At 59.1% G+C, this 12,077-nt stretch carries 10 protein-coding genes; 3 read left to right on the forward strand and 7 right to left on the reverse strand.

Features of this window, described 5'->3' with window-relative positions:
• Window positions 1-241 precede the first annotated feature (241 nt).
• Window positions 242-793: a lipoprotein gene (locus GWQ27_RS16890; protein WP_275907832.1), complete on the forward strand. Its 552-nt coding sequence runs from the start codon at window positions 242-244 to the stop codon at window positions 791-793.
• Window positions 794-939: 146 nt separating this feature from the next.
• A complete protein-coding gene (locus tag GWQ27_RS16895; RefSeq protein WP_275907833.1) occupies window positions 940-2,940 on the forward strand; it encodes a hypothetical protein in 2,001 nt (666 codons plus the stop codon).
• Between the two features lie 95 nt (window positions 2,941-3,035).
• Here GWQ27_RS16895 and glgC read toward each other — a convergent pair whose 3' ends face one another.
• Window positions 3,036-4,310 (reverse strand): glucose-1-phosphate adenylyltransferase, encoded by a 1,275-nt coding sequence (glgC, locus tag GWQ27_RS16900; RefSeq protein WP_087755565.1) that lies wholly within the window; start codon window positions 4,308-4,310, stop codon window positions 3,036-3,038.
• A gap of 187 nt (window positions 4,311-4,497) precedes the next feature.
• On the opposite strand from glgC, the gene GWQ27_RS16905 reads away from it, so the two are divergent.
• Window positions 4,498-6,141 carry a GGDEF domain-containing protein gene (locus GWQ27_RS16905; protein WP_275907834.1) on the forward strand — a complete coding sequence of 548 codons (1,644 nt, stop codon included), beginning with the start codon at window positions 4,498-4,500 and terminating at the stop codon, window positions 6,139-6,141.
• Here GWQ27_RS16905 and GWQ27_RS16910 read toward each other — a convergent pair.
• The 6 genes from GWQ27_RS16910 to hemH form a co-directional block, all read right to left on the reverse strand.
• Window positions 6,104-6,598, reverse strand: coding sequence for a hypothetical protein (locus GWQ27_RS16910; RefSeq protein ID WP_005315253.1), 495 nt, complete (start codon window positions 6,596-6,598; stop codon window positions 6,104-6,106). The two genes, GWQ27_RS16905 and GWQ27_RS16910, sit on opposite strands and share 38 nt — an antisense overlap.
• A 180-nt stretch (window positions 6,599-6,778) precedes the next feature.
• Window positions 6,779-7,141, reverse strand: coding sequence for a DUF2750 domain-containing protein (locus tag GWQ27_RS16915; protein ID WP_005315249.1), 363 nt, complete (start codon window positions 7,139-7,141; stop codon window positions 6,779-6,781).
• Window positions 7,142-7,254: 113 nt separating this feature from the next.
• The gene (locus tag GWQ27_RS16920; protein WP_275907835.1) at window positions 7,255-8,886 is read right to left on the reverse strand and encodes a methyl-accepting chemotaxis protein; all 1,632 of its coding nucleotides are present in this window, start codon (window positions 8,884-8,886) and stop codon (window positions 7,255-7,257) included.
• 158 nt (window positions 8,887-9,044) lie between these two features.
• Window positions 9,045-10,349 (reverse strand): inosine/guanosine kinase, encoded by a 1,305-nt coding sequence (locus tag GWQ27_RS16925; protein ID WP_058394055.1) that lies wholly within the window; start codon window positions 10,347-10,349, stop codon window positions 9,045-9,047.
• A 186-nt stretch (window positions 10,350-10,535) separates the two neighbouring features.
• Entirely contained in the window at window positions 10,536-10,928 is a 393-nt protein-coding gene (locus GWQ27_RS16930; RefSeq protein ID WP_021139169.1) for an MAPEG family protein, read from the reverse strand.
• A 71-nt stretch (window positions 10,929-10,999) separates the two neighbouring features.
• Complete coding sequence (gene hemH / locus GWQ27_RS16935; protein WP_005315225.1) at window positions 11,000-11,974, reverse strand: ferrochelatase; 975 nt, start codon at window positions 11,972-11,974, stop codon at window positions 11,000-11,002.
• Window positions 11,975-12,077: the final 103 nt, after the last annotated feature.

A 12,077-nucleotide genomic window follows, 5' to 3' on the forward strand; every position in this document is an offset into this window, starting at 1 on the left:
CCCGGTCAATGGGATTTTTATATCGTTAAAACGGGAACTTATCTGTGGATATTGGGTGGGCCGCGCCAGCCGCGGGCTGCCTTGTCATTACACCCGCAGTTACTCGTATGAACACGCAGCTCACACCCCATATGAGGCTGCGACAAAAACGGGGCTAGGTGCTCATGCTGGCAGCCAGGGGCGTTTCCCCCTAAGATGGCGCCATCTTTTTGGTCATGTATCTCAACTCACGGAACTGTCGATGTTAAAGCACCTGCTTCTGCTTCCCCTCAGCCTGCTGCTGGCAGCCTGTTCGCTCACCCAGTACAACGTCAGCGAAAGCGAAATCAACCAATACCTCAAAGAGAGGGTCGCCTTCGAAAAACAGCTGGGGATCCCTGGCATCATGTCGAGCAAGGTTCGTCTCGACGAGATGCAGAGCCGCATCGGCCGCAGCCGCGCCGATCGGGTAGAGCTGGATGCTGCCGGTGATCTGCAGGTGATGAGCCCCCTTGGCAGCCAGCAGATGAAGATCCGCTTCTCCCTCAGCGCCCGCCCCGACTATGTGGCCGAGCAGGGTGCCATCTATCTGCGCGATCTGGAGCTCGTCTCGGTCAAGACGGAGCCAGCCGACGTGGGCGCCGCCCTCACTCCCCTGCTCTCCACCTTCAACCAGTCCCTCTCCCTGTTCTTCTCCCAGACCCCCGTCTACCGTCTGGATGGCAGTCGCAAAAACGAAGCCAGGATCAAAGACAAGATAGAAGCACTCAAGGTAGAACCGGGTCGACTGGTCATCCCTTTCAAGCTGCTGTGACCCTCTGGCCGCGCCCCTCTTCTCTTCAACCCCCGGGGCGCGGTTTTTTCTTCTCAAGCTCCCCCCTTTGTCTCATAATGCACACCATTCTCATTTAGATTCATGAGAAGCGTCATAATAAAATCAAACATATGGTGAGAAGGGACATGAGAAAAACCGTACTGGTACAGGCGATCGCCTGCGCACTGCTCAGTGGCGCCGCACAGGCTGCCGTCAAGGTGGAAGACAAGACATTCAACACAGCCGCCAACATGCTGGCCTATACCGAATTCGAGCTCTCCGGCGAGCCGCTGGCCGAAGCGCTGGGACTGGATCTGGATGTGCTGGATGCCAACCGCGCCGATGAGCCGACCCCGTTCGACTTCGCCGCAGGCATCGAGTCCTATGAATATTCCGAAGAGGCCATGTACGCGCTGAACTATCAGTCCGGCATGGGCCCCCATCTGGTGAACGGTCCGCAAAACCTGGCCCGCGGCGGCACCCTGGCCGACCTCGGCAAGCGGGTGCTGGCCATGGCCGAGGCCGTCGGCTTCCCGGCCGATGAAGTGCCACAGGGCATGTATCCCCTCTCCCTGCCCTATGCTTCCGCCAATCCGGAGTTTGCCCAGGCGGTAAACACCACCCCGGTCAATGGCGATCAGGTCACCATCAAGACCGCCAAGGGCACCGAGAAAACCGTCAAGACCCAGGTGCCCGCCTATTTTCGTGACTACGCCACCCTGCGCTGGAGCGGTGCCGACAACCTGCTGAACCCAGCGGCCGTGGGCGGCATACTGCTCAAGGAAGTAATGTGGTCCCAGGACTTCCTCGGCGGCATGCACGTGGCCGAGAGCGATGAAGAGGTAGAAGCCGAGTCCGCCACCATGGATCAGGACGGCAAGCACAAGCTCGGCGTCTCTGCCGCCGACGGCTTCAACGGCATGATGCTGACCGAGCAGTCCATCGACAAGCTGGCCATCATGCAGGGCCAGCTCGGCTTCGATGGCAAGCAGCTGGGTGCCAACATCACACCGCAATACGATCCGTCCAAGGGTATCGTCTACTTCCCCCATCAGGTGAAAGTGACCGAAACCAGCAAGAATGAGGTGGGCGCCATCGGCAAGCTGGAGGTGGTGGATAGCTCAGCCCAGCTGCGCGATGCCTGGATGATGCTGTGGCCGCTCTCCGAATTCTACGCCTTCAGCGATCAACGCACGGCCAACACCAACCAGAACCCGGCCTTCCACGCCGTGTTTGACGGTGCCCCGTTCGCCGCTGCGCCTGCTGCCAACAAGGGCAGCGATGCCGCCAAGCTGGTGGCTGGGGAAGATGCCTTCTCCCTGGCGCTGAATCTCTCCGGCATGGTGTTCAAGAACCTCAACGCCCTGCACTTCGAACCAAAAGCCGGCACCCTGGTCGACAGCTGGCAGGCCGGCAAACAGGGCAAGCACGTCACCACTTTCGACGCCGCTTACGCCCTGGTCGCCTTGCAGATTTTCCAGCGGGCGCAGGATGCTCTGCCGGTCGGTTATGCCGCCGGTGACAACGGCGAGCTGGATCTGAAAACCGCGCAAGGCCAGCAGGCGCTGGTGCTCATTCGCCAGCAGGCTGATTTCATTCTTGGCCAGTTGATGGGCAAGAACGGCCTGGTGTATGACGGCCTGACTCTGGGTGGCAAGCCGGATGCGGGTCAATCCGTGGATGCGCAATTTGCCGCCGTGCGCGGGCTGACCGCGGCCTTCCTCGCCACCTCCGATGCCAAGTACCGCAATGCAGCACGCGAGCTGTTCATCGCAACCGACAAGGCGTACTTCAATGCCAAGGCAGGCACCTGGCTTGCGGGCAAGCAGGGTGAATACACTCCCTGGACCCAGGCCGCCATCTCCGGCGCCCTGCGTGCTGCCATGCTGAATCTGCGCAACGAAGGCACGGAAAAGGCCCCCGAGCTGGAGCTGGCACAGCTGACCCAGCGCTATGTGGGCTGGTTCCGTGGCACAGTCAACGGCGGCATGCAGATGGCCGAGTGGATCGGCGACTCCGGTGAAAACGTCATCGAAGGGGCCGGTGGCGACACCGACGAAGATGGCGTGCCGCAAGTCACCGCAGCCGGTGGCAAGCACGGCACCGCCATGGTGATGGCCGCCAAGGCCATTGTGAGCGAAAAATAAGTCCGCGAGTAAATCCAGCGATCAGCCCATAAAGAAAGGGAGCCGATTCGGCTCCCTTTGCATTACAACGTCTGACACAGTTTCAAGCTTCTCTCTCACGCCAGCTTGGCCAGCATCTCCTTGGTCACCAGCACGATTCCCTGCTCTGAACGGTAGAAGCGACGTACATCCTCATCGGCGTTTTCACCCACCACCAGTCCATCTGGCAACACGCAGCCTTTATCCACCACAACCCGGCGCAGACGGCAACCGGCACCTATCTCGACACCGGGGAAAATTACCGCCTGATCCAGGGTACAGAAGGAGTGAACCCGCACATTGGTAAAGAGCACAGAGTTGAGTACGAAAGAGCCGCTGACAATCGATCCCCCCGCGAACATGGAGTTGATGGTCATGCCATGCTGGCCGTTTCTGTCCTGCACGAATTTGGCGGGGGGAGACATGTTCTGGCTGGTCCAGATGGGCCAGCTCTCGTCATAGATGTCGAGCTCGGGCACCACGGAGGCGAGATCCATGTTCGCCTCCCAGAACGAATCCAGGGTCCCCACGTCACGCCAGTAGGGTTCCTGCCCCTCCTTGGCACCGACACAGGACATGGTGAAGGGGTGGGCAAACGCCTTGCCCTCGCCCACGATGCGCGGGATCAGGTCCATGCCGAAGTCATGCTTGGACTCCAGATTGTTGATGTCCTCTTCCAGCAGCTGATAGAGGTACTCCGCCTCGAAGATATAGATGCCCATGGAAGCCAGGGAGCGATCTTCGCAGCCGGGCATGGCCGGTGGATTGGCCGGTTTCTCCACGAAGGCGCGGATCTTGCGCTGCTCGTCTATGTCCATGACACCGAAGGCAGACGCCTCGGCGCGCGGCACCTCGATACAGGCCACTGTCACCTTGGCGCCGAGGCGCACGTGATCGAGCAGCATGGCGGCGTAATCCATCTTGTAGATGTGATCCCCCGCCAGCACCACTATGTATTTGGGACCGTAGTCGCGAATGATGTCGACGTTCTGATAGATGGCATCGGCGGTGCCGCGATACCAGTGCACCTCGTCCACCCGCTGCTGGGCGGGCAACAGGTCGATGAATTCGTTCATCTGGTAGCGCAGGAAGGACCAGCCCGATTGCAGGTGGCGCAGCAGGCTGTGGGACTTGTACTGGGTCACCACACCCACCCGGCGAATGCCGGAGTTGATGCAGTTGGAGAGCACGAAATCGATGATCCGGAACTTGCCGCCGAAATGGACGGCAGGCTTGGCGCGGTTGTCAGTCAACTGCTTCAAGCGACTGCCGCGTCCCCCCGCGAGCACCAAGGCCATACTCTGATTCAATAGTTGCCGTGCTTTGGCAGTATTTACGGGTTCTAACAACATAATTACCTCTGCCTTGTTTGATCTATTTTCAACCCATCTTCGCCTTTTTAAGGGCTTATGAAAGTGGTTTCACTCACATTTAGCCGATTTCAATTGGCCCTTTTCCAGGAGTTGAGCGGTATCCCATGCTTTGCGTCGTGAGCTTGGTTAGAATTTCAGCATCACAAACATCATCAAGGATGACAAGATGTTGAACAAGCTCGGGAGTAACCTGTTACTGATCGCAGCCGTCACCTGTGCTCCTCTGCTGCTGTTGCAAGGCATCTGGCTCGCCGCACAGGCAACCCCTCTCACCCTGACACTCATTCTTGGCACCTCCCTGCTCGGTTTCGGACTGCTGTTCATGCTGGCCTATCGTGCCCGCAATGCCGAGCGGGCCCAGCAGGACCGCGTCTGGATCAAAGCCCTGCAACTGCGTGACCCTGCGGTTCTGGAGACGGCAGAGGCCCAGGCTGCACTGCAGCAGTTGCTTTCTCACTTCAATGAAGCCGATCTTGATGCCCATCGCCAGATAGACGAGTTGCACAATCTGGCGACTCAGGATGAGCTGACCCAGCTGCAAAACCGCCACGCATTTCGCCGTGACATGACGGCCCTGCTGCAACGGGATCAGGATACCCAGAGCGCCACCCTGGTGCTGATCCGTGCCACCGAGCTTGGCAAACTCAATGCCCAGCGCGGCTTTCAGTCGGGGGATGCCTATATCAAGGACATCGCCAATCTGATCACCCGGGTGGTGAGCCGCTTTCCCGGCCATCAGGTTTACCGTATCTCGGGGGCCGACTTCGCCGTGCTGGTGCAGCCGGTGGCCAACATACCCCCCCCCCTGCTCGGGCGAGATCTGAAAATTGCCTTTGACCACTATCAACAGCAGCACGAGCTGGAAAGCGCTGCCTATTCGGGGCTGACGCGCCTGAGCAGCGGGCAGAAGATAGAAGCCCTACTGGCGCGAGCCGATCTGGCACTCGCTCGCGCCCAGACGGAGACAGTCAACGGCTGGGCCATCCAGCAGGACGATGATGAGGTAGTCGACTTGCAGGGTCAGCACCACTGGAAACTGGTGCTCAACGAGCTGCTGGATCAGGAACGGATAAGCTTCACCTATCAACCCATTCAATCCATGCACCGCAGCATGCTGGCCTACAACGAGATTTATACCCGCTTCAGCAGTGCTGACGGCACTGTGCTGCCAACGGACACCCTGTTTGCCATGGCCCAACGCCTCGACATGGTGATGAAGCTGGAACAGATGCTGGTGGTTCACATCATGCGCCAGTACCGGGCATTTGGCGCCAACCAGAGCCGCTGGGGCATCAACCTCTCCAGCAACCTGTTGCAGAACAGCACCTTCCTGATCTGGCTGGACAGGCAGCTGCTCAAGGATCCCAACACAAGCGCCAATCTGGTGTTCGAACTGGATGAGGAGCATCTGGAGCGCAACATGACGGGGGCCAAACGGGTGTTCGAGCTGCTCAGGCGCAACGGCAGTCGCTCCGCCATCTGCAACTTCGGCAAGGGAATCGGGTCATTCAACCTGTTTCGTGAGCTCAAACCCGATTACATCAAGCTGGATCCCGCCCTCATCACAGGGCTGGAGCAGGATCTGACCAACCAGCAGTTCGTGCGGATGATCGTCGATGTGTCACACCGCATGGGTTGCCAGGTGATAGCGGAAGGGGTGGAGCAACTGGGGCAGAAGCAATTGCTGCAAGGCATGTATGTGGACGGATTGCAGGGCTATCTTATCGCCAGGCCGCAACCGCTGCGACCGGACATCAGCCAGCTGGGGCTGTTTACTGAGGACGTTTCAACTTCAGCAGAGTCAGAATGATATCGTTGAGCTGGCGATAGCGCTCCAGCTCTTTCTGATCGTAACGGGTCGCCAGGGTGGTGGGATTGTGGCGATTCTTGAGGTAACGGTTGATCTGCAGGCGATTGAAACCCGCCACCTGATAGATTTGACCAAGCAGCGCATTGAGCTCTTCATGTTCAAAGCCGGCTCTGGCGAGGTAATCGGTCTGGGCCGGGCTCTCCAGCTGGCTGCTCTGCCTGGCGATACGGCCAGTCTCCTGCAAATAAGAGAGCCACTGTTCCACATAGAGGGGCTTGCTGCCGGCCAGCAGATTGAAGAAGCCGACCGCATCACAGCGACAGTCGGTGAGCAGCAGCACCGCCAGTTTATCGTCATCACAGCTGAAGGTGACAGGGCCTGTCTGCCCCCAGTCCAGCGCCTGGACCCGGATCTCGGCACGCTCCCCTGCAACGCCGGTTACGTCAAATACAAACATGGCTCCTCCCGATCAGCAAAAGAGTGATGATGGACCATCCCCCTGACAGGTGCAAAGCCAAATCGCCTTTTAATCCATCATGATGGCGCTGGGCCACAAAAAAACCGATATCCTTGCGGATATCGGTTCTTTGTTGCTGCCGGTGACCTTGTTAGGGGCCATCCGTCAATGCAGAACTGTTCAGGCGTCCAGTTCAACCAGCGCCTTGGCCAGCTCGATGGGCTCGAGCTCCTGGCCTTCCAGATCGGCGTTCCAGTTCGGGCCGATCAGCACATCATCCTCGTTCAGGTCGTTGATCCAGATGTCGAGGAACTCTTCCAGCTCGATCACTTCCGGCTCGTAGTCAGCCCACTCGTCTACGCAGTGCAGGCGGGCATCTACTTCGGCGGACCAGAGCGGCATCACATCGGCATCTTCGAATTCGGCAGAGCGGCAGACAACCCAGTCTTCACCGTAACGCAAGCCCCAGACCTGACCCGACTCGCGGACTTCTTCGATGAACAGTTTGAAATTGGCGTCAAGATTGTCAGTTAGTTTGCTCATGGGGTCTCTCTCTTACAGGCTGTCGGCCAGTGCTGGCCAAGAATGGGGCAGATGGTGTCCCAAAAGCCCCCCAGACTCAAGTCAAATCCCTAAAAAGGCGGGAGCCCCCCTCATTAAGTGCGATATCGCCCCACCAGGGCACTCAGCTCATCGCTGGAGTGAGCCAAGGTACCTGCCGCCTGCCCTGTGCGCTGATTTTCAGCAAGTGCCTTGTTGGCAAGCTGAGTGATGGCGGAGAGGCGCTGCGTGATCTCGTCCGTCGATCGACTCTGCTCGCCGGCGGCCTCGGCTATCTGATTGTTCATGGTCATGATGGTGCCGACCGCCTCATCAATATCGCCGATGGCGCCCTCGGCATCCCCGGCCTTCTCTGCCGTCGAACGCGAGAGTTGTTGCAACTGCCCAATCCCGGTCGCCACCTTGCCAGCCCCCTCTTGCAACCGCTGGATCATCTGCCGGATCTCGTCGGTCGAGTTATGGGTGCGGGTTGCCAGTGTACGCACCTCATCGGCCACCACCGCAAATCCACGCCCCTGTTCACCGGCCCGCGCCGCTTCAATGGCCGCATTGAGCGCCAGCAGGTTGGTCTGCTCGGCGATCCCCCTGATCACGTCAAGCACTGAGCCTATCTGCTTGGTGTCCTGCTCGAGGCGCGCCACCGCTTGCACAGTCTCCTCCATCTCATCGGCCAGTTGCCCTATGGTGGCAATGGTCTGCGCTACGACCTGGCGGCCATGCTGAGCCAGGTGCTGCGCCGTGTCGGCTGCCGTTGCGGCCTGCTCGGCATTCACGCCGACGGCGCGACTGCTGATGGTCATCTGGGCCATGGCGTCGGCGACCCGCTGGGTATCCTGTTCCTGATCCGTGACGATGGCGCTGGTTCGCACCACGACCTGCTCCAGTTGATGAGCCGCCTCCCGGTTCTGATAGGCGATCTGCTGGGTGCGAGCCACCAGCTGAGCCATCTGGTTGGCAAAGAGGTTGAAATTGGCCGACAGCAGACTCACCTCGTCTCGTCCGCTCTCTGGCAGACGAAAACGCAGATCCCCCTCACCCTTTGCAATATTGCCCAGTGCCGAGACGGACTGAGTCAGCGGTGTCACTATGCTGCGCCCAATCAGGGTCACGGCGCCCAGCAACAGCAAGGCCAAGACGGCACCGATCCCCAGCAGGGTGCGCAGCACTTCCTGATACTGGGCATCGACATCATCCACATAGACACCGGTACCTATGATCCAGTCCCAGGGGGCAAAGAGCTTGACGTAGGAGATCTTGCGAACCGGCTCGTCAACGCCGGGTTTGGGCCAGTAGTAAGCCACCTCACCGCCGGCAGCCTGCTGCTTGACCCGCTCGACAAACGCAACAAACAGCTTGAGCCCCTGCTTGTCTTCCACCCCGGAGAGATCCTTGCCATCGAGTTCGGGTTTCATAGGATGCATCACCATGGTGGGGTGACTGTCATTGACCCAGAAATAGTCGTCCTGGCCATACCGCAATCCCCGCAGGGCCGCCAGAGCCTGGGTCCTGGCACTAGCGTCGTCCAGCTCACCCTGTCTTGCCCTCGCCTCGAAACCGGCGACCAGACTGTAGGCGGTCTCCACCTGGGCGCGGGTCTGATTGCTCTTCTCCGCCATCAATCCCTGATGATAAACCCGCAGGCAGGTAACGAGGAGCGCAGCCACTATGACCAGCACCATCAACGCCACCAGCAATAACCGGTGGCCAATACTCCATTGCCTCAACATAGCGTGAACCCGACCTTGGTACAGTTTGTTAACAACATATGTCGCCAGCTTGATAAATGTCCATGACCATAGCCAATTGAGCGTCAGAAACATGATCCAGCCCCAAAACAGAAAGGCGCCCTGTTGGGCGCCTTTCTCGATACGGGAAAACGGGGGGATCAACGCTCCCAGTAAACCTCTTCCAGACTGTCTTCCTTCTCGGGCAGACCACGGGAAAGACGGGGGCTGCTCTGGGCCAGCACCTCATAGCTCACCCGATTGGCGTACTTGCACACCTGGGCCAGGGAGGAGTAAGTCAGGAACTCGGACAGGTGCTTGGCGGAGTTCGGCACATTCATCCGGTGGTAATCGTTGGCTACCATGTCATGCAACACGGCAGACAGGGCACCATCCCCTGCCCCGTTGGTGTTCTTGATCTTCTCCGGGCCCCCCATGTAAGGGGAGATGTGGGAGTAGATGCGCGCCGGATTTCGGCACTTGTCACGGGCCATGGGGCGGCTGAACTCATACATGTTGAACTCGGGAATGACGCCGGGCAACAGGGTATGGGTGGTCTCGCGCTTGTAGTCTTCCTCGGTGTAACTCGCCATGTAGAGGCCGATGGGGCCTGCGGTGCAGAGCACCATGTCGGCCCAGTCCAGCGCCTTGTCGGCGGCGCCGAGGGGATCGGCGATGCCGGTCAGGGCCTCTGCCTCATCTTCATTCATCGCAAGCACTGTCACGTTCTCGGCGATGAAGTCGCGCCACCACTGGGGATTGCCTTCAATCACGAAGCGGGTGCCCAGAGTCAGCACCACGGGCACACCGGCCTCGCGGGCGTAGCGCACGGCGGCCATGGCGGCCTCCTTCATGGGCGTGCCATCTTCACCGCGCACCAGATAGGCGGTGATCACCAGAGCGGAGGACTCCTTGATGATGGCTTCGGGAATGTGCGCCACATCGAGGTGATCCATCTTGCCGGCATTGATGCCGAAACTGCGCTCTCCCCCCTCGGTAATGAAGGTGAAGCAGCGACCGACCGGGCCGTTGACCGGCTGCAGGTAGTCGAGGTTGACGCGAGAAGAGGTATTGCACAGATAGCGGTAGGCGTAGCTGCCGATGCGGATGTCCTGGCTCATGACCCCGAGCAGGATGGAATGGGAGTCGGCCAGCACTGAGTAGTTGTGCATTGTGTTGCCAATGGTGCCACCGGCAAACTCACTCACCACCATGTTGTTGGCCTTGAGCTCTTCGTAAACACGCTCGGCCACGTCGTCGCTGATCACCACCGAGTGGCCTTTGCTCAGGCCATAACGGTTCAGGAAGTCTTCATCCACATGGGCTTCGATGTCCACCAGTGTCTGATCGATACCCACTACATAGGCTTTGCCCAGTTCGGTAAGCAGGGGATTTTGCGGGATCAGAGGATCGCGTCTGTCGACCGGGAAGTAGTGTTTGGACTTGCGCTGACCGGGAAATTTCATGGCAATCTTCTGTGCTCTGGGGGAAAGAGGGGCGGGATTTTAACACAATCCGCCGTGCCGAAAAGTCGCCTGATTAAAATATGGGGTCAGTATAGACAAGGGCTGCAGAGGAAAACGTTTACCAGGATTCATCTTAAAAACCACCTCGCCGGGAGGTGGTTTTTCGGGTCGGCCGAGACGAGGCGATCAGCCGAACGAGAGTCCCTGCACCAGTGCCAGCACAGAAAACAGCCCCAGTGCCAGCCAGAACAACAGGGTGCCAAACAACCGCGGCATGTTGGGGGCCTTGGGGATCTGGATACCGATGGCGTGCAGGATGCGCCCCACCAGGAGGCAAAGACCGCCGACATGGAGCCAGAACGCCCCCACCCCAGCCAGTTCACACAGGGCCATCAGCAGCAGAGTCAGCGGCACATACTCGGCGAAGTTGCCATGAGCCCGGATCGCGGAGCGCATCTCGGGTGCCTCCCCTTCCCCTATCATCACCTTGAACTGGGCACGGCGCTTGACCACCCAGAAGGAGAGCAACAGAAACAGCAGCCCCAGCAGGCCTGCGTAAATCAACGTGATATGCATCATCATGACACTCCTTATCCTTGGGTTCTGAACGCGGGAAACTTATGCCAGCTGGCGGCACATGAAAGAGACCATCATGCCAGCTCGCGGCAAATAAGGGAGACCATCATGCGAATGTGAGCCTGATCGCTGTTGAGCGCTGGTATGTATTCAAACTGCTCGCCACCGGCTTCCATGAAGATCTCCCGGTTCTGCACTTCGATCTCTTCCAGGGTTTCGAGGCAATCGGCGGCAAAGGCCGGGCAGACCACATCGAGCCGCTTGATGCCCGCTGCCGGCAAACCGGCGATGGTCACATCTGTGTAGGGTTTGAGCCACTCCTCCTTGCCAAAGCGGGACTGGAAACAAGCCGTCCACTGCCCGGCTTCAAGCTCGAGTGCCTCGGCCAGCAAGGCGGCGGTACGACGACACTGGTGACCATAAGGGTCGCCTTCGTTTTCGTAACGCTCGGGAATGCCGTGAAACGACATCAGCAGATGATCGCCCTGCCCTTTCTGCTCCCAATGGCGGCGCACGCTCATAGCCAGCGCCTGAATGTATTCGGGGTGGGCATGGTAATCACGAATGAGCCGCACCACAGGCAGGTTGCGCTCTTTCTTCATCGCCTTGGCCCAGGCATCAAACACAGAGGCTGTGGTGCTGACCGAATATTGCGGATAGAGCGGCAACAGTATCACACGGTTGACCCCCTTGGCCTTGAGCGCCTGCCAGCCATCGTCCATGGAGGGCGAGCCATAGGTCATGGCCAGTTCCACCGGCACATCGACCCCTTCTCGCTTGAGCTCCTGCTCCAGCGCAGCACGCTGCTGCTTGCTGATCACCATCAAGGGTGAACCCTGCTCGGTCCACACCTGCTGATAAAGCTTGGCGACTCTGGGGGAGCGGGTTGGCAATATGATGAAGTGGAGCAGCGGGCACCAGAGATAGCGAGGCAAGTCGACCACTCGCGGGTCGTGCAGAAACTGGCTGAGAAAGGCCTTGACGGCCGCCGTGGTTGGCGCGGCTGGGGTACCCAGATTGACCAGCAAGATCCCGGTTTTTGTGGTCACGATTGCTTCCTGTCTTTCTGTTGTTCTATCTGAATGCAAGAAAGGGCCCTGCATGGACCCTTGTCTAATGGCACAGTGCCATTGCTCATTTTCGCAATGTCGG

Origin of the sequence: Aeromonas sp. 5HA1 (assembly GCF_029237245.1) — a bacterium.
GTDB lineage: Bacteria > Pseudomonadota > Gammaproteobacteria > Enterobacterales > Aeromonadaceae > Aeromonas > Aeromonas salmonicida.

Excerpts from the sequence above, each read along its gene's own strand:
- GWQ27_RS16890 (WP_275907832.1), top strand. The coding sequence starts at position 242 with ATGTTAAAGCACCTGCTTCTGCTTCCCCTCAGCCTGCTGCTGGCAGCC.
- GWQ27_RS16910 (WP_005315253.1), bottom strand. The coding sequence starts at position 6,598 with ATGTTTGTATTTGACGTAACCGGCGTTGCAGGGGAGCGTGCCGAGATC.
- GWQ27_RS16925 (WP_058394055.1), bottom strand. The coding sequence starts at position 10,349 with ATGAAATTTCCCGGTCAGCGCAAGTCCAAACACTACTTCCCGGTCGAC.
- GWQ27_RS16930 (WP_021139169.1), bottom strand. The coding sequence starts at position 10,928 with ATGATGCATATCACGTTGATTTACGCAGGCCTGCTGGGGCTGCTGTTT.
- GWQ27_RS16920 (WP_275907835.1), bottom strand. The coding sequence starts at position 8,886 with ATGTTGAGGCAATGGAGTATTGGCCACCGGTTATTGCTGGTGGCGTTG.
- glgC (WP_087755565.1), bottom strand. The coding sequence starts at position 4,310 with ATGTTGTTAGAACCCGTAAATACTGCCAAAGCACGGCAACTATTGAAT.
- GWQ27_RS16895 (WP_275907833.1), top strand. The coding sequence starts at position 940 with ATGAGAAAAACCGTACTGGTACAGGCGATCGCCTGCGCACTGCTCAGT.
- GWQ27_RS16915 (WP_005315249.1), bottom strand. The coding sequence starts at position 7,141 with ATGAGCAAACTAACTGACAATCTTGACGCCAATTTCAAACTGTTCATC.
- GWQ27_RS16905 (WP_275907834.1), top strand. The coding sequence starts at position 4,498 with ATGTTGAACAAGCTCGGGAGTAACCTGTTACTGATCGCAGCCGTCACC.